Raw genomic sequence first — 21,990 nt, forward strand, 5'->3', positions numbered from 1 at the left:
CGCGTTTTGGCTACTTCTCCCTGTAGCTGAACCGGGCGATTCTACGAGTTTGGGTGGTTACCCTGAACCGATGGTCAATCCGCCGACCGATTACCCAGGCAATTTCGCCGTCTGATACCAGAACCACGGTCTGCTCCCGCTCCGTACGGCTTACTTTCAGGTCATTGAGTAAATCACTAACCAGTTTGTGTCCTTTAAGGCCCAACGGGCGCAGCTTATCTCCCTGCTTCCAGGAGCGAATATGAAGGGGTAATACAAGCCGATCAGCGTCTAGGCTGGCAACCGTTGGCCCACCAAAAGGAGTAAAGTCGGTGGGTTTGTCCATTACGTCAACCATTACTTCATGCGTCTCCGAAACCTTCACTATGGTAGTAGACCAATCCGTTAGCCAAAGGTCAATAACCCCTCTTCCAGGTAGGGGCTCAATGAGCAAACCATTCCGTTCGTGCACAACACGATAGGTGGCCGACTGAATGACTTGTCCGGTTGGTTTAGTTACCAAGTGGGCGATTTGCCTTGCCTGATCGGTGGTGAAACCCATTGGTGCCAGCCATTCCATCAACCGAAAAGCCAGTTCGGGCAGAGCCAGCAATTTTTGGGTGGGCAGCATTATTTTGTCATCCTGTACCTCAGCAGTAGCCTGCCAGGATCGGTCGAGCTCGGCCTGCATAAGCACCTCCGCAGCTCGCAGACGCTCAACAGTACGGGGCAACGTTTGCCATAAACCCGGATTTAGTTCGTTCAGTACGGGCACTACATGATGCCGGATCCGATTGCGGGCGTATTTGTCGCTTGCATTGGAGCTGTCTTCCCGATACAGCAAACCCTCTTCCGTTACGTAGGACTCCAGTTGTTTTCGCGTGGCAAACAGCAAGGGACGGATAATCTGATTTTGCCGTATCCGGATACCGTGCAAACCCGCCAGACCGGTTCCACGGGTCAGGTTCAGCAAGAGCGTTTCAAAGACATCGTTCTTATGATGCGCCGTGGCCAGACAGGCATACGAGTTCTCCTGCAGCAACTGGGCAAACCAGGTGTAGCGTAATTCACGGGCGGCCATCTGAATGGACAGTCCTTGCTCCTGCGCGAAGGCAGCGGTATCGAAACGGGCCAGGTGAAACGGAACCCCGTAGCGTTTTGCCATGTTTTCAACAAAAGCAGCATCCTCCTCGGAATCAGAGGCCCGTAGCGTAAAATTAACGTGAGCAATCGCAAAGGGTTGATTAACTCGCTGAAAAAGCTCGGCCATCGCCACGGAGTCCAGTCCGCCACTAACGGCCAGCAGCACCCGATCCGTCGATTTGACCAGTTGATTGTCGTTAATAAATCCTAAAAATTCCTTCTCAACCATATGGAGTCGGCCCTAAGCCGTAGTTTTGTCAGTATGATTCGTTCGCTTGCCGTTTTCCTTCTGCTCTGTTCCTGGTTTGTTTCAGCTGATGCGCTGGCGCAGGTTGGCCCTCCTTCGCCCGGCCGGCCGGGAGCGCCGGGCAACGCAGCCGATAAGGTTGAGCTATTACCCGGTGCCGACAGCCTGGTGGGCCTGACTGTGCCGGGGCAGGTTGTTCGTAAGATATATAACAACGTCAGGTTTCGGCAGAAGGGAGTTCTCATGTACTGTGACCTCGCTATTCAGAACGCAACGACCAACGTTATCGAAGCCTATGGCCACGTAAAGATCGTACAAGGCGATACAATTACGGTTCAGGGCGATACCATGTTTTACTATGGCAATGTCCGTCAGGCAAATATGCGCGGCCATGTCGTTATGCGCGATCGGAAGATGACGCTCACGACCGCTCAGTTGGATTACAACATGCTTTCGGGCATTGCTCACTACCCGACACCCGGCCGAATTGTGGACAAAGAAAATACGCTGACCAGCCGGGAAGGGTATTACGACACCCGCAGCAAGCTGTTTACATTCCGGCAAAACGTTCGACTGGTAAACCCCAAGGGTACGCTCACCGCCGATTCTCTGCTTTACAACTCCCTGACCCGAATGGCGATTTTTCAGGGCCCAACCCGTATCACCAACAAAGACGGCGTACTTACGGCGGTTGAAGGTCAGTACAATACAACAACGGGCATTTCGAATTTTCAACGCCGGGCCACTGTCGAAACGCCTAAATATCGCCTGACGGGCGATAGCCTTTATTACGACAATGTGACGGAATTGGGCATTGCCAAAGGCAACGTTATCATGGTTGCCAAAGATCGCCAGGCGGTCATTCTGGGCGACCACGTTCGATACAATGGAAAAGCCGGTATTTCGCGGGTAACAGGCCACCCGGTAGCCAAAAGTCTGGCCAATGAAACAACAAAAGACACACTCTATTTACGGGCCGATACCTTGTTTTCTTTCGATAATAAAGTAACCAATACACGCCGGTTATTAGGTCAGAAAAACGTATTTCTTTATAAATCAGATCTTCAAAGTAAATGCGATTCGCTTATTTACGATACCGCTGATTCGACTATTTATTTCTACAAAAAACCAATTGTCTGGAGCCAGAACAAATACCAGATGGAAGCGGATTCGATGCGGGCGGTGATGAAGAATAATCGAATTCATACTATGCTTTTAAAGACGAAATCGTTTGTTATTTCACTGGATACACTCAGTAACTACAATCAGGTAAAGGGACGAACGATAACCGCTTTTTTTGTCACAAAAACGGTATCAAACACCGTTACCAACGCCGATTTGCCCGTCTCAACCACCACAGCTTCAGCCAGTGGACCACGTTCGGTTTCGGCCGTTGCAACGAAACTCCCCCCCAGGCGCGTATTAACTCCCAAGGGAGGATCGCCCAGTTCAACAACCGCTGCGAACCAGGAACAAACCGTGCTTGACCGGGTACTGGTCGAAGGAAATGGGCAAAGTCTGTATTACGCCGTTGACGATAAAAATAAATTAATTGGTCTGAACCACGTTGAGTCAAGCCGAATGAACATTGAATTTATTGATAACAAGGTGGGAAAGATTCGATTCTACGGTCATCCGGATTCGCAACTCATTCCACCAAAAGAATTAACGGCGGAGGTGCAGCAATTGGATGGCTTCCGTTGGCGCGAGTCCGAAAAGCCGACGAAAAATCAGGTTTTGTGGCTTGAAAAACCGCCCGCAGAACAACCAGTGATTAGAAAACCGTTAAAAAATAAGAACGCCGTTAAACCTTTAGCCCAAAAACTGGTTCAAAAGACTATTAATTGACCTTGTTAACAATTTTTTAGATAATAGCCCGTTGACTTTGTCTTTTAAGATGAATAGGTTTGTGGTGAATATTTGCGTACATGGAGTAGACTTACATGAAACAAACTATACTTATTGGTGTATTGATGGGCTTGCTAACGGCAATGGTCCCGCTCCAGGCGCAAGTCGCCCAGCGAGACTCAGATGCGCGTAAAGGAAGCCGACTCGAACTGGGTCGTACCTCGTCAGTACGCAAAACAACGACAGGCTTGCCAGCACAGCGCTTTTCGATTGTGCCCAATACAGCCTTGTCTGGCCTCGACCGGTCCATGGTCTTGCACAAAAACAGCGCAATCAACGAACATTACCGTTCCCTGATGATGGCCCGTTCGGGTAATAAAGCAGCAGCGGTCGATAACACACCATCGGTTGAGAGCACGGCCCGTCCGCCACTTCCCGCGCAGGAAGGCAGGCCGGAGAAAGAGAATAAATTGTACTCAGCGGACAAGCTTTGGGTGTCCAACGCTTTCCCGAACCCGGCCGACGATACGGCCGAGCTGGAATATCAATTCAGTGGTCCGGGCGACGCAAAGCTGGTTTTGCTGAATGTACTGGGTGCGCCAATTGCCGAGTATGAACTCGAACGAAACGCAAGCCGAGTTCGGATCGGGACACGTTTATTGGATACGGGCTACTATTTGTATCAACTGTCGGTAGATGGCAAAAAAGTAGCTACCAAACGGCTCCTCGTTCGCCATCAGTAACAGAGTCCAATATGTTAAAATAGCATAAACAGACTACGCCAGCTATCATTTTAAGCACTATGCAAGGCTACGCCGTCGTTTTAACGGTGTAGCCTATATTTTTTTTGTATCTTTGCAAACATATGCAACACCGTCATATTGGTAAGATTCTGTTAGGGATTTGGGTAGTGTTTCTGCTTGGATCCTGTAGCCCGTTTTCGAAACTACAGAAAAGTGGGAACGATGACGAGAAATACAAAGGGGCTATTCAATATTATAAAAAGGGGGATTGGTACCGGGCAGGTTTATTATTCGAAGAGTTAATTCCTATATTGAAGGGTAGCACCGAGTCAGAAATGGCTCAGTTTTATTATGCCTACACCCAATACCAGCAACAGCAGTATTTGCTTAGCGCCACATTGTTCAAGAAATTCTACGAGACGTTTGCGCGTTCCGATTACGCCCAGGAGGCTATGTATATGTATGCCTACTCACTGTACAAAGACACGCCTTCATTTAACCTGGATCAATCGAACACCCTGACGGCGACATCGGCCCTTCAGGATTTCATCAACGCCTATCCCGATAGCAAGTACAAAGAAGAATCGACAAAACTGATTCTTGAACTGCGCGGAAAGCTGGAACGGAAGGCGTACGAAAAAGCCAAATTATATTACAAAACGAGTGGTTTCAATATCGCATCTTACAAATCGTCCGTCATTGCGATCAATAACTTTCAGAAGGAGTTTCCGGATTCGGAATACAACGAAGAACTGGCATTCCTGAAAGTCGATGCGGAATTCAGTCTAGCCCAAAATAGTCTTGAAACCAAGCAGAAGGAACGTTATCAGGAAGCGATCAGTTATCACCAGTCCTTTATCGACAAGTACCCGAACAGCCAATTTCTGAAGCAGTCGGAGAAAATGTTCGAAACCAGTCAGAAAGAAATTGACCGTCTGGATAAATTGGAGCAGGAACGCGAAAAAGAAAAAGAACGGCTAAAAGATGCCAACCGCCCGGCAAAGGTGACGGCAGCCAATTAACACAGTTTACGGGTTGTACGGTCTCACGACGGAATTTTCGGTCAATATGCCTCATCAACTACCGTAGATTATAAACCAAGTACCGAGATTTAATCATTATGGCAACGAATCCATCGATTATTACCCGCAACAGCGACAAAATTGCAATTCAGACCGGGAATCTGTACGAATCGGTATCGATCATCTCGAAACGCGCTCGCCAGATTGCAACAAAGAACAAAGAGGAGCTGAGCAACAAATTGTCGGAATTCGTTTCGGCAGTCGACAACCTCGAAGAAGTCTTTGAAAACCGCGAGCAAATCGAAATTTCGAAATTTTACGAGCGTATGCCAAAGCCAACGTCTATCGCAACCGATGAATTTCTGGAGGGTAAAGTCTACTGGCGTTATAGCGACGACGAAGCTCAACAGTAAGTATGTGTTGACTGAACTTTTCAATGACCGCATGGTATACACTGTGCGGTCATTGGTGTTTTAGTGTTCCGGGTTTTGTCATACAAACCCATCAATCCGTGTATTCTCTAGCCAAACCTCTCTATGTCAGTTGCGGGCAAGCGCATTCTTTTGGGTGTAACAGGTAGCATCTCGGCCTATAAATCGGCTTTACTGGTTCGGTTGTTTGTAAAGGCCGGTGCCGAGGTGCAGGTCATCATGACTGATTCTGCCCAACAGTTTATTACCCCCCTTACGCTGGCCACGTTGTCTAAACGGCCTGTGTTGTCGGCGTTTGTGAATACCCGAAGTGACCGCCCCGGCGATGGTAGTTGGAACAACCACGTCGAGCTTGGCTTGTGGGCTGATGCGTTCGTCATAGCGCCCGCTTCGGCAAACACACTGGCCCGCTGCGCGACGGGTCTTTGTACCGATTTACTGGCTGCTACCTATTTATCCGCCCGTTGTCCAGTCTTTTTTGCGCCGGCAATGGACGTGGATATGTATCATCATCCGACAACGGTTGAGAATTTACGTCGGCTCGAGTCGTTCGGTAATCACGTCATACAGGCTGAACACGGCGAGTTGGCGAGTGGACTGGTTGGGGAAGGCCGACTGGCTGAGCCGGAAACTATTCTGGAAAAGCTTACTACTTTCTGGGCGGTAACCCCTGAACAAGCGTTGTCGGGAAAGCAAGTCCTGATTACCGCGGGGCCAACCCAGGAACCCATTGATCCGGTCCGGTACATCAGTAATCATTCAACAGGAAAAATGGGTTATGCACTGGCCAAAGCCTTTTCGGACGTGGGAGCAGCGGTCACGCTGGTAAGCGGACCGACGGCCTTGCCCCTCCCCGACCCGTCTGTTCATCGGATAGATGTTCACACGGCGCAGGAAATGTTCGAGGCTACGCAAAACGCTTTTCCCGGCGCTGACATTGTGGTATTGAGCGCAGCAGTGGCGGACTATACCCCCGCCCATCCCGCTGATCGAAAACTCAAGAAGAAGGAAGCGTTCTTTTCGCTGGACCTGACCAAAACTATCGATATTGCAGCTACCCTTGGTGCCCGCAAACAGCCGGGCCAGTTGATGATGGGCTTTGCGCTGGAAACAGATGATGAACGCGAGAATGCACTGAAAAAACTTTACGCTAAAAATTTAGACTGGATTGTGCTAAATTCACTTCGCGATTCGGGAGCGGGTTTTGGGCACGACACGAACAAAATCACCGTTATTGATAGAGACGAGCAAATCCACGAATTTCCCCTGAAATCGAAACAGGAGGTGGCACGGGATTTGGTACGGTTAGTTATACAATCGATCTGATACACAGCTACATCGCGACGACAAGGTTAGACATAATGAACGCAATACGAATTTTTCTGCTGGTAAGCTGCCTGATTGGTTCAGCGCAGGCTCAGGAGTTGAACTGTCAGATAACCGTTAATTCAGATCAGCTATTCGCTCAGCAAAAAACTGATTTTGCCTATTTAAGCCAGCTAAAAGGTATCATAACCGAGTTTATGAATAATCGGCGCTGGAGCAACGATCAGTTTGGCGTTTCAGAACGCATTAACTGCTCGATGAATATCAATCTGTTGAAGTCATTGACGCAGGGCGTATTCGAAGCTACCGCACAGATTACCGTTACGCGGCCAGTGTACGGAACAAATTACGAAACAACCACTTTCACCTACGTCGACCGGGCTTTCAACTTTGTCTATCTGCCCACAACACCCGTGTATTTTCGGGATAACCAGTTTTCGGATGACCTGACTTCCCTGCTGGCATTCTACGCCAATGTCATATTGGCTGTTGATTACGACACGTTCAGCAAACAGGGTGGCAATCCGTACGTGCAACGGGCTTATTCGATCACAAACCTGGCTCAGCAGGGGTCTGCCAATGCCGCCTGGCAGACGGGAGGTGACCGCCGAAATCGGTTCTGGTTGATCGAAAATATGCAGAACCAGCAGTTGATTCCATTTCGGGATGGATTGTACACCTACCATCGGCAGGGCCTGGACGTTTTTGCGGCCAATCCAGTACAAGCCCGTAAGCAGACGCTCAACTTTCTGTCTATCATCCGTACCATTGGCTTACAATTACCCAATTCGGTATTGATTAATTCGTTTTTCGAGGCTAAGTCACTGGAATTGTACAACATACTGTACGAGGGAACACCCGCAGAGCGTAAGCAAGCCTTCGATCTGCTTTCGTTTCTAGATCCGTCCAAAACGGAAAGCTACCGGAAATTAATTCAGTAAAGCGTTATCAGGGAGTGAATTTGCCTTTATCGCTGTTACCTACTTACTGCTAACCATCACTGATTTTGCTTTCGCATCTACTCATAAAAAACTACGCGTTAATTGACGAACTCGAACTGTCGCCCGACCGTGAACTCAACATCGTTACGGGCGAAACGGGAGCCGGCAAGTCAATTATACTGGGGGCTATCGGGTTGCTGCTTGGCAACCGGGCCGATACGCGCGTGCTGTATAATCCTGAACAGAAGTGCATCATTGAAGGCACCATCGGTGTTTCGGGCTATCGGATTGAGCGAATCTTCGAGGAAGAAGAACTCGATTATTCGGACTCCTGCATTGTTCGGCGCGAGATCAGCGTGAGCGGGAAGTCGCGGGCGTTTGTGAACGACACGCCCGTTAATCTGGAAACGCTTCGGCGCGTGACCAGCCAGATGATGGATATTCACTCGCAGCACGATTCTGTGTTGCTCGGTTCCAACGAGTACCAGCTGGAGATTGTCGATACGTATGCTCAAAACGAGGGGCAACTTCGCACCTACCGGGCTGATTATCAAACCTACCGGGCTAAGAAATCACATTACGATCAGCTTCAGAGCGAGGCCTCGGCGATGCGTAAAGAGTTCGACTACAACAATTTTCTGTACGAAGAACTAGTCAAAGCGCAGCTATTGCCCGATGAGCAGGAATCACTGGAACAGGAATTGACGATTCTTGAAAATGCCGAAGACATTAAGGAACGCCTGCAGGTAGCATACGAGTATTTGGACAATACGGAACAGTCGGTCATTGACTTTCTGAAAGGTACAGTCAGTAACCTGACGTACATCAGCAAACTGTCAAGTCAGTACGAGCAATTGCTGCAGCGGGCGCAGAGCAGCCTGATTGAGTTACGCGATCTGGCCGATGAAATAAGTATCGAGCAGGACCGTGTTGATATTGACGATACCCGCGCCGAAACGATCCGCGAACGGCTCAATTTGGTCTATCAGCTTCAGACCAAGCACCAGGCGAAAGACGTAACGGCTCTGATCGCGCTACGTGATGAGCTAGGCCAGAAGGTCAGTAAAGTATTAAACCTGGACGATGCCCTGACGGATGCAAAAGCTCAGGCCGATGCGGCTCGCGCCCAGTTGCAAAGCAGCGCCAGTGCTTTGTCGACTTCCCGGGACGTTGTTCTGCAACCCATCGAAACCGAAATTGGTCATTTGCTGAACGATCTTGGTATGCCCAACGCATCGTTGAAAATTCATGCAGAAACCGGCAAACCAACGCCAACGGGTGTCGATACCATCTCCTTTTTATTCAGTGCCAACAAAGGAGTCAAGCCACAACAGTTGAAAAATGTGGCCTCGGGCGGGGAGTTTTCCCGGCTGATGATGGCCATCAAATACATATTGGCCAGCAAACGTTCATTACCCACAATTGTCTTTGATGAAATTGACGCCGGTGTATCGGGCGAGATTGCAATCAAAATGGGTAATATGATGCGCGATATGGCCCATAGTCACCAGATTATAGCCATTACCCACCTTCACCAGATCGCCGGGCAGGGTACGGCGCATTACTTTGTCTATAAAGATCATTCGGCCGCGAAAACGGTTAGCCGAATAAAACGATTGACCCTGGATGAGCGCGTGAACGAAATTGCCCAGATGATTGGCGGCAAGAACCCATCACCCAGCGCGCTCAAAAACGCCCGTGAAATTTTGAAACAGCGAGCCGTATCGACAGCCAGGTAGTGAACGGCGGTTTACCCTCAGCCCACCATTCGGCAACACATCGACTTAACCACCTATTTTCAATGCACAAACGTATCGCTTTACTTGCCAGTGTCCTTACTTTTTCTGTTTGTCTGGTCGCCTGTCATTCTGATGATGACAAGGTTAAAGAGGCTGAAAACGATGTTTTTGCCATCCACGACGAAGTGATGCCCAAAATTGATGACATCATGAAGCTGCGCAAACAGCTGAAAGTGCGTATTACGTCTCTCGACAGTCTCAAAGCCAATGGTTCCGCATCAGCCACTCTCCGCACCGGCGAAGAAAAAGAACAAGCCAGCCGCCTGCACCGTGATCTGGATGTTGCCGATAGCCTGATGATGGACTGGATGGGCCAGTATAATGGTGATACGCTCACCAAACTATCATCCGACGAGGCACTACGCTATTTAGACGGTCAGAGAAACCAAATTATTGATGTCAAAACAAAAGTTAATACCAGCATTGAACAGGCTCGTCAGTTTTTGGGTAAGAAATAATAGCTGGCTACTCCTTGTCTGCTCGCTGATCACGCTTACTTCGTGCCATTCAACGGATGACAAGTTGCCTATTTTGGGCCAGCGGGAGGCCGTTACGAAAACAGTTGATGGCCAATCTGTGACCGACTCGGTTTACCAGTCGATTCCGGATTTTGCGTTTATCAGCCAATATGGCGACACCGTTACGGCTAAATCCTTCGACAACAAAATTTACGTTGCTGACTTCTTTTTTACTACCTGTCCGACCATTTGCCCTAAAATGAAGGTGCAACTGAAGCGGGTGTATGAAAAGTTTAAGGGAAACCCGGATGTCATGATGCTTTCTCACACCATCGACCCGGCTCACGACTCAGTAGCGGTACTGAAAGAATTTGCGCAAAATCTGGGCGTAACGGGTCGGCAATGGCTGTTCGTTACGGGCGACCGCGAGAAGATTTATGATATTGGTCAGAACAGTTATATGGTCACGGCGCAGGCTGACTCAACAGCGCCAGGGGGTGTTGTCCATAGCGGGGCTTTTATTCTGGTCGATAAAGCCAAGCACATCCGGGGTATTTATGATGGAACCACGGAAGCCGGTGTCGATAAATTAATGACGGATATGGATCGCTTACTAGCCGAGTACAAACAATGAGCAGCAGCTTAAGCGGATTCGTCGCAGCTATTTTGGTCTTTACCGTTGTTTTTTCCTGCCAGACCGATGAGGAAATTAAACGGCAGCGGTACATTACGGAAGGTATTCTGGTCTTTAAGAACAACTGCGCCAACTGCCACCAGGACAAAGGTCAGGGACTGGCTGCCCTGTACCCACCCATTGCCGGATCGGATTATTTAACCAATAAAAACAGCGTGATCTGCTTAATTCGGTACGGCCAGCAAGGAAAAATTGTCGTTAATGGTAAACCGTATAACCGGCCAATGCCGGCACAACCCCAGCTCAGCGATCTGGAAGTGGCCGAATTGATTACCTACATTTACAATGAATGGGGTGGAGAAACAAAACTAACTGATGTCAAGACGGTTACACCCATTTTGAACGACTGCAAAAAGTAAGTGACCGCCGACGCAGGTTAAATTCCTCCTTCCATGTTGAATATACCGGTTGGTTTACGGATCGAATACTGGCTAAAATCCTGATTAGCGTCCAGGCCAATTCCGTAAAGTTTTTCCCCCGTTTGCTGACTTAGAATAGTCACCCGTTTATCGGTAAAGACTTTTTTGGTCTGTGGTTTCCAGTTAAGCTCGGGGGTCAGTAGCTTCTCCTGCTTTTGTTTGTTGACCACAACAACATTGCCCATAACGACGTATACGTCTTTGGCTTTATCGTAGCGACCCGAGTCAGATCGAATCGTTGTAATCTCCTCCCCGGCTGGGCTATAAAAGACGATATTGACCGGCTTGGGGTAACGACGATCTTCGTTTGTGTACCGAAATTGCTTGGCCGTCGTTAGCTTCACCTTCAGTTTGGCGGCTTCGCTGTACAGCAGCTTTACATCATTTATTTCTTCAATCGGCCCGGAGTACGGATTTACTTTCCGAATCTGCTTTTTTTCCTCGCAGGCGGTTAGAACGAATAATGGCAGGATGATAGAAACGGAATAGAAAACGGTTCTTATCCATTCCGTGCGATCTCGCTTTTTCGTGAACTCTACGTTTCCCATTTAAGTGGTTGATGTTATCGAAAGAACTATTCTATCCATAAAACGGTCACAGTTTGCCCTTATTCATTCATCGGGCTACAGACAAAAAGCAGGTATTCGCAGGAAATGAATCCACGAATACCTGCTCATATAGCAGAGAAAAGTTACCAGCTTACGGTGGCTGACCGGGTAATTAGTCAATAACCGTTTTCCGGAACCAAACGTCATTCAGGGAGAAGCCAACGCCGATTCGGACGTATTGCTCCTTGATTTGTGTACCCGTCAGCACACCCCGCTGGCCACCCACCAGAGAGAGCGTTACGTGATTAACGTAGTAGGCTCCCAATGGAATGGATAAACCCAGACTACCGTTTACGTCGGTGAGCTGTGTGCCGTTCGTTTGATACGGCAGCTTATTATACTGAAAACCAGCCCGGTAGGTAATTAAATCACGGTAGCGGTTCGAGGTGGGCTTGGGTGTATACTCAACCCCGGCACCTACGTTCATTGCGTCAGCGAGATTACCGGGTCGGTTATCGGCGGTTCGATATTCACTCCACTTCTGAAAACCAACATCTACGCCGAATAACAACGTATTACCCTTTTCAAGGCTGGCACCAAAATGCATTTGCTGCGGCAGCGTGGAGAGGGCATTAGAGTTGAGTCGCATCGTATCAGGAGACGTAATGGCCTGCCCGGATATCGTCGTCTGCTGATAAATGTCCGTTTGGGTGGCCTTGACCCGGATTTTTGGGTCGTAGGTAGCCCCAACGTTAAGCGTCCAGGTATCATTCAGCTTGGGCCGCCAGGCAGCCCCTAACTTATAGACAATATCGCTGTAATTCGCCCGGTTTAAATGGGTTACGAGTATATCGCTGGAGCCACTGAGTTCAGCCCGTGCATCGGCCGAATTGGTGATATTCCCAAACAGAAAAGAAGCCTCTACGCCCGCATAAATATTTTTCGTCAGGCGAAATCCATTGGCAAACGTCGCCTTGTTCAGTCCGCCCTTACCCGTGTAATTATATACGGCCGGAAAAGCCGTACCGGGCACCGATTCGGTTCGCTGGATATTGTAATTGACGTACGTATAGGGTTTCAGGCTTAGCGAGATATTCCAGCGAGTGTTGGCGGGGAAAGACAAAGCTAGATAGCCCAGGTTACCCGCGAAATTGCTCTGGGTTTTCAAATCGTTGCTAATGTTCTGCTTGATGGTTTTCGACTGGCTCATCAGACCTACTTCAAACACGGTGAAACGCGACCGGCGAGCCAGCAGAGCGGGATTTTGCAAGTTCAAATAGAATGGGTTGGCGTTGCTGACACCTACATCACCCATACCCATGTTTGTTATATTACCGGGGCTGTATAGTTCACCGATACCCTGGGCAGAATAAGGGGAGTTACCCAGTCCCTGCGCCAATACCATCGGCGATGTCGCGGCAACAGCCAGCAAACTATGCGTTAACGTCTGGCGTATTCGCTTGTAAATTCTCAACATTATAGCGTAAAATTCGATTCAACCCAATCAGAACCAATTCAGGTACCACAAATATCGGCGGTTTAAGACGACTTTCAAAGGAAGACGCATCACCCCCGCACACGAGGACGACAATCCCCGGCCATTCCCGACGATAGTTTTCAATTATACCGTTCATTTCAAACGTCAATCCGTTCAGTACGCCACTCTGCATGGCCTGTACCGTATTCTTCGCCGTAAGGGCAGGCCAGTCTACTTCTGCCGGCAACGCTACCAACGGAAGGCGGGCGGTTTGCTCGTGCATGGCCCGAAAGCGCATCATTAGTCCGGGGGAGATCAGTCCACCCTGAAAAACGGCGTCCTGATCGATCAGGTCGGCCGTTAGGCAGGTTCCCAGGTCAAGCACCAGGCAAGCCTGATTCGAAAACAGCGTGACAGCCCCCACAGCGGCTGCCACCCGGTCGGCCCCGAGCGTGGCTGGTGTATCGTACCCCTTACGTATGGGTAAGGCCGTTTGGCTATCCAATACCCAAAAACTGGATCCTAACTCGGTTAACTGCCGACGAATATCCGTAGCCGGTCGACTCGTCGACGAAACCAGTACGTGCTTTGCGGAACGCTGGCTAAAATCGGCCACTAGGGCGTCGGGTGACTCATATCGACAGACGTCTATTAATTCCTGCTCCTGAAACCAACCTGCTTTCAGACTTGAGTTTCCCCAGTCGACAACCAGGTTCAAGGCCAGCGACGAGGTATTTTGCGGTAGTTCTGTTTCCATTCGTATCTGGTAGATCAACGATGGTTTAGACGACAAAATTTGGCCTGGGCCAGCGTTTTAAGCTTTTTTAACGGCAGATTTCGATCGGATGAATTTGAGATAATATCAAAAAAATGGAAACATTTGTATGAAGCTGGTGTTATGTTGACAAAACCGGAACAAAATACTAACTTTGCTACCATCAATCTGGTCGGCAAGTAGTGCTTCTACCAAAGCGGCAACCTGTAGCTACGGCAGACCTCCGTTTTCCAAACGTTTTTGACAACCTCCGCGTCTGGCCCCACCAGGCGGTTGTGTTTGGATCAAGCAAATCACCCCAATTCATATTTTTGATTTATTTCATTACGTAATTATTTGAATTTGTTGAGGTTAATTGGGCCTATTACATCCGTTAACCTTCTCCAGGCCCCTTTTAACGTGCCAAGTTGACCGCCAGAACGGCCGTCTGGATCACAAAACAACTCCCAACTTTCATTATTACCGCTCCAGCGGTCCTTCCAAGGTTTATTGCTAACCTGACCTTTATGTTTAAGAAAGAAGAATTAGATATGAAGCTTCTCTCGGAGCTTCATCCCATTGCCGAGCAATTCGGGATTCGTAACATTGGCAAATTCAATAAGGAAAAACTAGTTTACGAAATTATAAAACAACAATCCGAGAGCCCGGCTCCGGCTGCTGAAGTAACGGCGCCCACGGAGGAAACGCCCCGGCGTGGTCGGCGCACAAAAGCGACTTCCGCCCCTGATACACAACTTGTCATACCAGCCGTAGCCGACATGACAACGGCTCAACCGTCGGACAGTCCGGCGGCTGAGCCGGCTGCAAATGATTCAACAACAACGACTTCAGATACGGCCAAGCCCCGGGTACGCACCCGCCGGGATCGGGATGTTACTGCGCCAGCAGCAGCCCCGGCTGACGTAACAACTGAAGCAACAGCCGTACCGGTTAACGAAGCAACTTCTACGGAAAAAGCCGAATCACCGGTTGCCGAAGCGGAAAGTTCTCCTGCGGTTGACAGCAGCGCCACACCAGCAAACGAGCCAGCACAGGCCCCGGTAGCTGACGGAAGTGCATCGACCGAACCGGTCATTGAAGCTGGTAACGACCAGCAGACCACACGCCAGCCTCGGGAAAGCAGAGAACGGACAAATCCGGGACAGCGTACGTCTTCGTTCGGTCAACCCGTTCGGAATCGTACCGATAATGAGGGTACATCGAATCCAAACGATCGTACTTTCCGGACAAACAATATCCGCAATGACCGTAACGACCGTAGTGGTAGCGACCGCAGTATCAATGACCGTAGTGGCAACGACCGTAGTGGCAACGACCGCACTGGTAGCAGCAACGGGAATGGTCGGCAGGAGACAAACCAGCAGCGAAATCAGCGTTCGGAGGGGTCACAATCCAATCCACGGGATGCACGCCCACGGTTTGACGCTACTAACCGCGACCGGACAGACGGAATGCGTGACAATAACCAGCGCCGGGACCAACGTCCACGCACCCAACGCGTTGTAACGGATGAAACGGGCCTCAACTATGGCGGCCAGGCCGACGAAGAGTTCATGACGCCAACCGTTGTCACCGAAGACAACGCAGCTAATATGCAAACGGCCAGCACCGACTCGGCCGCTGATGCGGTTGCCGTGGCGCAACCATCAGGAACACCTGCCGAAACGCAGGAAAATCAGCAACCACAGTCAGAATCAGGTCAAACGGATCAACCGGCTCAACCTCAGGTGCCACAAGCTTCCCGCGAAGCCCAGGAATACCAGAACCGCATTCGTCGTCAGTATAACCAGCACATCCGCGAGTTCGATGGCATCATCGATAATGAAGGTGTTCTGGAGATTATGCAGGACGGTGGCTACGGTTTTCTCCGCTCCGCTGACTACAACTACTTAGCCAGCCCTGATGATATTTATGTATCGCCCTCGCAAATCAAACTGTTTGGTTTAAAAACCGGCGATACGGTGCGGGGCGCTATCCGTCCACCCAAGGAGGGCGAAAAATATTTTGCCCTGCTGCGCGTTTCGACAGTCAATGGCAAAACAACCGAAGAAATTCGCGACCGCATTCCCTTTGAGTACCTTACCCCCCTTTTCCCGGAAGAGCAACTTCATCTGAGCAACCGCCCCGACAATTATTCGTCGCGCGTTCTGGACCTGTTCGCTCCTATCGGTAAAGGTCAGCGTGGTATGATCGTAGCTCAACCAAAAACGGGTAAAACCGTTCTGCTGAAAGAGATTGCCAATGCGATTACCAAAAACCACCCGGAAGTATATCTGATTGTCCTGCTGATCGACGAACGTCCTGAAGAAGTAACGGATATGGCCCGCAGTGTGAACGCTGAAGTTATTTCCTCAACGTTCGATGAACAGGCTGATCGCCACGTGAAAGTGTCGAGCATGGTGCTTGAGAAGGCCAAACGGATGGTTGAATGCGGGCATGATGTAGTCATTCTACTGGATTCGATCACGCGTCTGGCCAGGGCCTACAACACGGTTGTTCCCTCGTCGGGTAAAATTCTGTCCGGCGGTGTGGATGCCAACGCCCTGCACCGGCCGAAGCGTTTCTTCGGAGCGGCCCGGAATGTTGAGAACGGGGGGTCGCTGACCATTATCGCTACTGCCCTGATCGATACGGGTTCGAAAATGGACGAAGTTATCTTTGAAGAATTCAAAGGCACCGGCAACATGGAGCTTCAGCTTGACCGCAAGCTGGCCAACAAACGGGTTTACCCCGCTATCGACGTTATGGCATCGGGTACCCGTCGGGAAGATCTATTGCTGGATAAGGAAACGCTACAGCGCGTCTGGATTCTACGCAAACACATGGCCGATATGAACGCAATGGAAGGCATGGACTTCCTGCTCGGTCACATGAAAGGCACCCGGAGCAACGAAGAGTTTCTTATCTCGATGAATCGGTAGTTTTTTCAGCAAACAATAAACAGGGAGTATAGAGAATGTATGTTCTTTATACTCCCTGTTTTTGCAATTGGCATTCTGGCATCCAATAAAATCAATGAGTATTGACCGATAATTTTCTAACTTTAATACTGGTTAGACTAACTATGCGAGATCTCATTCAATATGCCATCCCTGGTTTTGTTCTGCTGCTCGTTGCGGAAGTGATCGTGACGGCCATTCAGCACAAAGACTATTACGATACAAAAGATACGGCCAGTAGCCTGACCATGGGTATTGGCAACGTTATTATTGGTTTCGTGGGGAAAGCACTTGTCTTTGGCACCTACTCTCTCGTATACCAATTCAGGCTGTTTACCATCGACATGACGCAGTGGTGGACCTGGCTATTTTTGTTCGTTGCCGATGATTTCAGCTATTACTGGTTTCATCGAATCAGCCACAGCAGTCGCTATTTCTGGGCTTCGCACGTGGTGCATCACTCCTCCATGAAGTACAATCTGGGAACGGCACTTCGCCAGACCTGGACCGGAAATCTGTCAGGCGCATTCGTTTTTTGGCTCTGGCTACCCCTGATCGGGTTTTCGCCGATAGCGGTTATGGCTATGCAATCCATTAGTCTGCTGTATCAGTTCTGGATTCATACGGAACACATTAGCAAGTTTCCCGCCCCCATCGAATTTATCTTCAACACGCCCTCGCATCACCGGGTGCATCATGGCTCGGACCTCGATTATCTGGATAAAAATCACGCTGGTGTTCTCATTATCTGGGATCGGCTGTTTGGCACCTTCGAGCCGGAGAAAAAACGGCCTACCTATGGTCTGACAACAAACATAAATTCTCACAATCCCGTACGCATCGCGTTTCACGAGTGGGTTGCCATTGGGCAGGATATTCGGAAAGCGCCATCGGCAAAGGTAGCTCTGGGCTATATTTTCGGGCCACCGGGCTGGAGCCATGACGGTTCCCGGAAAACGACCAAAGAACTTCGCTCAAAGCAACAGCCCAATCCTAAACCGACACAACACGTATAACCTTCGGAATTTTAATTAGCTCTCCTCCTTAACCTGATGCTTTTTTTCAGTAAAAAAACTTCCTCATTTATCTTATTCGTTCTTCTCATTGTAAGTTCTGTTCAGGCGGCCCAAAGCAAAAGCAATAAGCCGTCATTCAGGGTTATTGCTTTTTATACGGCCAGGAACGACAAAGCCCATATCAGCTACGTACATGAGGCTAACAAGTGGTTTGCCCGAATGGCCTCCGAACACAACTTCACGTATGACTCGACCGCAAATTGGACGAATCTCAACACCGATTTTTTGGCCAATTACCAGGTCGTTCTCTTTCTGGATACGCGTCCTGAAGCACCCGAGCAGCGTAAAGCGTTTGAAAAATACATGGCCAATGGAGGGGCCTGGATGGGTTTCCATTTTGCGGGCTTTGCGCTTACTCCGTCCACCTATCCACAAAACTGGGACTGGTATCATAACGAGTTTCTGGGTTCCGGTTCTTATGCCAGCAATACCTGGCGTCCAACATCCGCTGTATTGCGCGTAGAAGACCGAAAACACCCTGCCACCAGACACCTGCCCGTTACCTTCAAATCCTCGCCGAATGAATGGTACCGGTGGACCAATGATCTGCGTACCAACCCAGCTATCAGGATTCTGCTGTCAATTGACTCCACCAGTTTTCCGCTGGGTACGGGTCCCAAACCCCACGAAATCTGGCATAGCGGGTATTACCCCGTTGTCTGGACGAACAAAAACTACCGGATGCTCTATGTGAACATGGGGCACAATGACATTGATTATGACCACAAAACCGACAAGGAGCTGTCTTTTACTTTCGGCAATACCGTTCAGGACAAGCTGATTCTTGATGGACTCCTGTGGCTGGGCAGTGGTAAACGGTAGAGGGTTGTGCCACGGTTCTTGCATGAAGCTCAGATAACCGTGGCACAACCCTCTACCAATTTCCCTGCCGTTTACTTATGAATGGTGGGGCATATCAACGGTTTTGGCTTCTTTCCGGGCCAGCTCTTTCCGGGCTCGGCGGCTGTGGATAAGCTCATACGTAACCGGTAAAATTAGCAGCGACAGCACCGTACAGGTCATCAGACCACCGATCATAACGGTAGCCAATGGCTTCTGGGTTTCAGACCCGATACCGGTTGAGAGAGCCGCGGGCAACAAACCCAGCGAGGCCATCAGGGCCGTCATCACGACGGGGCGCACCCGCGTCAGAGCTCCTTCTCGAATGGCCTCACTGATCGGCAGTTTGTTGTGCAGGTTTTCCTTAAATCGGTTGATAAGAATAACCCCGTCCTGTACCGATACACCGAACAGACAGATAAAACCCACCCCGGCGGAGATACTGAAGTTAATTCCCGTGAACCACAGTGCCAGCATTCCCCCGATCAGCGCAAAAGGTACGTTCAGAATAATGAGGGCGGCATCGAGCGCACTACCGAAGGTAAACAGCAGAATCAGGAAAATAATGGTGATGCTGATAGGCACAACAATAGCCAACTGACGCTCGGCGCGGGTCTGGTTCTCAAACTCACCCGCCCAGCGCATCTGGAAACCATCGGGCAGTTTAACCTGCTGTTTTACACGCTGCTGGGCATCGGCGATGGTACTGCCGAGGTCACGGTCACGCACCGAGAATTTGATGGCAATAAAGCGGGCATTGTTTTCGCGATAGACGAACGCCGGACCCGAACGGGTGCCAATATCGGCCAGTTCTTTCAGCGGAATTTTGGAGCCCGAGCGAGTAGGAACCATCAGATTTTCAATCAGATCGGGTGAGTACCGGAATCGTTCATCGTAGCGCACTTTGATATCGAACCGCCGTTCCCCTTCGTAAAACTGCGTAGCGGTTTTCCCACCGATGGCCGTTTCAATGACCGACTGCGCCACATCCGTTGGCACGTTGTACCGGGCAAGCTTTTGTGGGTCAAGCTGAATCCGGAATTCCGGCTGGCCCAGGTTTCGAAATACGCCAAGGTCGCTCACACCCGGTACGTTCTTCATCACGTTGAACACCTTGGTTGCTTCCTTGTCCAGCACGTCCAGATCCTGACCGATAATCTTGATTGCCATCGAGCCTTTTACCCCCGAAACGGCTTCTTCTACGTTATCGGAGATAGGCTGCGAGAAGTTAAAGGAAACACCCCGGAAACGGGCCAGTTTCTGCTGCATCTGCGCCACTAACTCGTCTTTCGTGATGTCTCGCTTCCACTCTTCTTTTGGGTAAAGATCCACGAAAAACTCATTATTAAAGAACCCCGTCGGATCGGTCCCGTCGTTGGGTCGACCCGTTTGAGAGATTACACCCCGTACTTCTGGAAACTCATCGAATATGGCGCGAAACTTGCGTGTATAGGCATAACTCTCGTCCAGCGATACCGAGTAAGGCAGGCTGGCCCGAACGTAAATAGAGCCCTCGTTCAACTGCGGCAGAAACTCCGATCCGATATGAAACAGAAACAGGTAGATCGAAAAGCCCAGTGAGCCCAAGGCAATAGCCATGATAGAGGCTGGCTGCCGAATGGCCCAGTTCAGCGCAGGAACGTACAGTTTCTCGACACCCGACACAACCGGGTTATGCCGCTCCCGGACATTTTTGTTCAGCAGCAGGCTACACAAAAGCGGTATCAGCGTCAGGCTCACAATGAGCGACCCCATCAAAGCAAAACCGATGGTCCAGGCCAGCGGGCTAAACAGTTTGCCTTCTACTTTCTGGAACGTGAAAATGGGCAGTAAAGCCGTGATAATGATGATTTTCGAGGTGAAGATCGACTTACCCAGTTCCGTGGCATTTTGCGCAATCCAGCTTAGTTTGGAACGGCGGTTGAACTTCATCATGCCCATTTGCTCGGCCCGATGCGCCAGCATAACAAATAAACCTTCCACCATCACAACGGCCCCGTCGATGATGATCCCGAAGTCTAACGCACCGATACTGAGCAGGTTCGCCGTCATTCCTTTTAAGCGCAGACAGATAAAGGCAAATAACAGCGCCAGCGGGATAACAATAGCAACGGTGAGGGTTGTCCGCCAGTCAGCCAGGAATATCAGCAAGATGAGCGTTACCAGGAAAATGCCCGTCAGTACGTTTTCGCCCACCGTGTGTAGGGTGTAGTTATTCAGCGTCGTACGGTCGTAGAACGTTTTGATCCGGACATCTTTGGGCAGAATCTGGTTGTTCAACTCGTCGATTTTAGCCTTCAGGGCCGGAATGACATCGTTGGGATTTTCACCCTTACGCATCACCACGATACACTCTACCACATCGTCCTGCTTGTCGCGCCCAACAATACCCAGGCGGGGCTGGAAGCCTTCTTTTACCGTAGCCACATCGCGCACTTTGATGGGCACGCCATTTACGTTGTCGATGATAATCCCTGCAACATCGTCGGGTTTGGTTAGCAAGCCAATGCCGCGCACCACCAGCGACTGGTTTCCCTGCTTGATTACATCGCCCCCCACGTTAATGTTACTCTGCTGAATGGCCTGATCCACGTCCAGAGCGGTAAATCCGTAATTGGCCAGCAGCGTCGGATTCAGACTGACCTCAATCGTTTTGACCTTACCCCCGAAACTGACCACATCGGCAATCCCCGGCACACTTTTGATCTGGCGTTCGATGACCCAGTCTTGCAGGGTCTTCAATTCCGTAATGTCTTTTGTTTTGCTTTCGAGCGTGAAACGGTAGATCTCACCTGTTGGGCCATAGGGTGGCTCCACTTCGGCGCTGACTCCGTCGGGCAGGTCAACGCTGGCAATGCGGTTAGCCACGTTGGTCTGCGCGGTAAAGTTGTCTACGCCATCCTCGAAGATCATTGTAACAACCGACAGACCGAACAACGAAACGGAACGAAGCGTACTCTTCCGGGGTACCGAGTTGAGTTCGGTTTCGAGGGGCAGGGTAACGAACCGTTCTACTTCTTCGGCCGAGCGACCAGGCCACTGCGTAATCACAATGACATTGGTGTTGGTTACGTCGGGAAACGTCTCGACGGGCGTATTCATAAAGGCGGCAACGCCCCCGACCACAATCAGGGCTATGCCGAAAAACACGGCAAAGCGATTGGTCAGGGCAAATGTGATGATGCTGCGGATGAACTTGTTCATAGTCTACTGAGTGATTGAGCGAATGAGTGAATGAATGAATATAGTTGGCGCAAACTATTCCGCCGGATGGTATTCGCTCAT

18 protein-coding genes are annotated in these 21,990 nt (G+C 50.0%); 13 read left to right on the forward strand and 5 right to left on the reverse strand.

Annotated features, from left to right (window positions below):
• Positions 1-10: 10 nt before the first annotated feature.
• Positions 11-1,351, reverse strand: coding sequence for a tRNA lysidine(34) synthetase TilS (gene tilS, locus ACYU87_RS10895; RefSeq protein WP_461134093.1), 1,341 nt, complete (start codon positions 1,349-1,351; stop codon positions 11-13).
• On the opposite strand from tilS, the gene ACYU87_RS10900 reads away from it, so the two are divergent.
• From ACYU87_RS10900 to ACYU87_RS10945, 10 genes are all read left to right on the forward strand, one after another.
• Positions 1,352-3,217: an OstA-like protein gene (locus ACYU87_RS10900; protein WP_461134094.1), complete on the forward strand. Its 1,866-nt coding sequence runs from the start codon at positions 1,352-1,354 to the stop codon at positions 3,215-3,217. It begins immediately after the preceding gene.
• A gap of 95 nt (positions 3,218-3,312) precedes the next feature.
• Positions 3,313-3,960, forward strand: coding sequence for a T9SS type A sorting domain-containing protein (locus ACYU87_RS10905; RefSeq protein ID WP_461134095.1), 648 nt, complete (start codon positions 3,313-3,315; stop codon positions 3,958-3,960).
• Positions 3,961-4,082: 122 nt separating this feature from the next.
• Positions 4,083-4,982 (forward strand): outer membrane protein assembly factor BamD, encoded by a 900-nt coding sequence (locus ACYU87_RS10910; protein ID WP_461134096.1) that lies wholly within the window; start codon positions 4,083-4,085, stop codon positions 4,980-4,982.
• Positions 4,983-5,080: 98 nt separating this feature from the next.
• Positions 5,081-5,395, forward strand: coding sequence for a DNA-directed RNA polymerase subunit omega (locus ACYU87_RS10915; RefSeq protein WP_461134097.1), 315 nt, complete (start codon positions 5,081-5,083; stop codon positions 5,393-5,395).
• A gap of 123 nt (positions 5,396-5,518) precedes the next feature.
• Positions 5,519-6,739, forward strand: a complete 1,221-nt coding sequence (coaBC, locus tag ACYU87_RS10920; RefSeq protein ID WP_461134098.1) for a bifunctional phosphopantothenoylcysteine decarboxylase/phosphopantothenate--cysteine ligase CoaBC — start codon at positions 5,519-5,521, stop codon at positions 6,737-6,739.
• Between the two features lie 35 nt (positions 6,740-6,774).
• A complete protein-coding gene (gene porD, locus ACYU87_RS10925; protein WP_461134099.1) occupies positions 6,775-7,680 on the forward strand; it encodes a type IX secretion system protein PorD in 906 nt (301 codons plus the stop codon).
• 65 nt (positions 7,681-7,745) lie between these two features.
• Positions 7,746-9,419, forward strand: coding sequence for a DNA repair protein RecN (recN, locus tag ACYU87_RS10930; protein ID WP_461134100.1), 1,674 nt, complete (start codon positions 7,746-7,748; stop codon positions 9,417-9,419).
• Positions 9,420-9,481: 62 nt separating this feature from the next.
• A complete protein-coding gene (locus ACYU87_RS10935) occupies positions 9,482-9,937 on the forward strand; it encodes a viral A-type inclusion protein (protein WP_461134101.1) in 456 nt (151 codons plus the stop codon).
• The gene (locus tag ACYU87_RS10940; protein WP_461134102.1) at positions 9,903-10,571 is read left to right on the forward strand and encodes an SCO family protein; all 669 of its coding nucleotides are present in this window, start codon (positions 9,903-9,905) and stop codon (positions 10,569-10,571) included. The genes ACYU87_RS10935 and ACYU87_RS10940 overlap by 35 nt, the downstream gene beginning before the upstream one ends.
• Positions 10,568-10,990 (forward strand): c-type cytochrome, encoded by a 423-nt coding sequence (locus ACYU87_RS10945; RefSeq protein WP_461134103.1) that lies wholly within the window; start codon positions 10,568-10,570, stop codon positions 10,988-10,990. The genes ACYU87_RS10940 and ACYU87_RS10945 overlap by 4 nt, the downstream gene beginning before the upstream one ends.
• A 17-nt stretch (positions 10,991-11,007) precedes the next feature.
• On the opposite strand, the gene lptC is transcribed toward ACYU87_RS10945, so the two are convergent.
• The 3 genes from lptC to ACYU87_RS10960 form a co-directional block, all read right to left on the reverse strand.
• Complete coding sequence (gene lptC / locus ACYU87_RS10950; protein WP_461134104.1) at positions 11,008-11,598, reverse strand: LPS export ABC transporter periplasmic protein LptC; 591 nt, start codon at positions 11,596-11,598, stop codon at positions 11,008-11,010.
• Between the two features lie 172 nt (positions 11,599-11,770).
• On the reverse strand, positions 11,771-13,075 hold the full coding sequence (locus ACYU87_RS10955; RefSeq protein ID WP_461134105.1) for a hypothetical protein: 1,305 nt from the start codon (positions 13,073-13,075) through the stop codon (positions 11,771-11,773).
• Positions 13,032-13,832: a type III pantothenate kinase gene (locus ACYU87_RS10960; RefSeq protein ID WP_461134106.1), complete on the reverse strand. Its 801-nt coding sequence runs from the start codon at positions 13,830-13,832 to the stop codon at positions 13,032-13,034. The genes ACYU87_RS10955 and ACYU87_RS10960 overlap by 44 nt, the downstream gene beginning before the upstream one ends.
• Positions 13,833-14,380: 548 nt before the next feature.
• On the opposite strand from ACYU87_RS10960, the gene rho reads away from it, so the two are divergent.
• The 3 genes from rho (at position 14,381) to ACYU87_RS10975 (ending at position 18,687) form a co-directional block, all read left to right on the forward strand.
• The gene (gene rho, locus ACYU87_RS10965; protein ID WP_461134371.1) at positions 14,381-16,771 is read left to right on the forward strand and encodes a transcription termination factor Rho; all 2,391 of its coding nucleotides are present in this window, start codon (positions 14,381-14,383) and stop codon (positions 16,769-16,771) included.
• A 143-nt stretch (positions 16,772-16,914) separates the two neighbouring features.
• Positions 16,915-17,805, forward strand: a complete 891-nt coding sequence (locus ACYU87_RS10970; protein ID WP_461134107.1) for a sterol desaturase family protein — start codon at positions 16,915-16,917, stop codon at positions 17,803-17,805.
• Between the two features lie 36 nt (positions 17,806-17,841).
• On the forward strand, positions 17,842-18,687 hold the full coding sequence (locus ACYU87_RS10975) for a ThuA domain-containing protein (RefSeq protein WP_461134108.1): 846 nt from the start codon (positions 17,842-17,844) through the stop codon (positions 18,685-18,687).
• A 75-nt stretch (positions 18,688-18,762) separates the two neighbouring features.
• Here the strand turns inward: ACYU87_RS10975 and ACYU87_RS10980 are convergent, their stop codons facing one another.
• Positions 18,763-21,909: an efflux RND transporter permease subunit gene (locus ACYU87_RS10980; RefSeq protein WP_461134109.1), complete on the reverse strand. Its 3,147-nt coding sequence runs from the start codon at positions 21,907-21,909 to the stop codon at positions 18,763-18,765.
• Positions 21,910-21,990: the final 81 nt, after the last annotated feature.

This window comes from Spirosoma lituiforme, from assembly GCF_054776635.1.